The following is a 732-nucleotide window of genomic DNA, read 5'->3' as shown; positions in this document are numbered from 1 at the left end:
CTGACGGTGCTGACAGTCGGCGCCGTATCGTTGTCGATGATCGTGGCCGTACCGGTCTTGCCGCCTACGGTCAGCGTAAAGGTTTCGGTTGGCTCGAAAACGGTGTCATTGATGGTCGGCACGGTAACCGTGAAGCTGGTGACGCCCGCCGGCACGGTTACGGTTCCGTTGGCGGCGTTGTAGGTCACGCCATTGCTGAAGCTTTGGTTGGTGAGCGTGCCGTTGTAGTCACTGCCGGCCGTCGCGGTGCCCGCATTCAACGCCAGGCTAAACGTAGTCGGCGTGCTGCTGGCGTTGGTCAGGTTGACGGTGAAGACGGCGTTGTCACCTTCATCCACTTGCCCACCGGTGCTGTCGACCGCCGAGCTGACGGTGCCAACGGTAGGCGCCGCATCGTTGTCGATGATGGTCGCAGTGCCGGTCTTGCCACCAACGGTCAGGTTGAAGGTTTCGGTCGGTTCGAAGACGGTGTCGTCGAGCGTGGGAACGGTGACGGTGAAGCTGGTGACGCCCGCTGGCACGGTAACGGTTCCGTTAGCGGCGTTGTAGGTCACGCCATTGCTGAAACTCTGGTTGGTCAGCGTGCCGTTGTAGTCACTACCCGCCGTCGCGGTACCCGGGTTAAGCGCGAGGCTGAAGGTGGTCGGCGTGCTGCTGGCATTGCTCAGGTTGACGGTGAACACGGCATTGTCGCCTTCGTCGACCTGGCCACCGGTGCTGTCCACAGCCGAA

At 62.0% G+C, this 732-nt stretch carries 1 protein-coding gene; it reads right to left on the bottom strand.

Going from position 1 to position 732, the window contains the following annotated elements:
- Positions 1-732, bottom strand: a 732-nt coding sequence (locus BVH01_RS15685; RefSeq protein ID WP_305883367.1) for a Calx-beta domain-containing protein, incomplete at both ends; no start/stop codon positions are given.

The organism is Pseudomonas sp. PA1(2017) (assembly GCF_001945375.1).
Taxonomy (GTDB): Bacteria; Pseudomonadota; Gammaproteobacteria; order Pseudomonadales; family Pseudomonadaceae; genus Aquipseudomonas.
The sequence above is the reverse complement of the archived record's forward strand: the minus strand, read 5'-3'. Positions and strand labels throughout refer to the sequence as shown.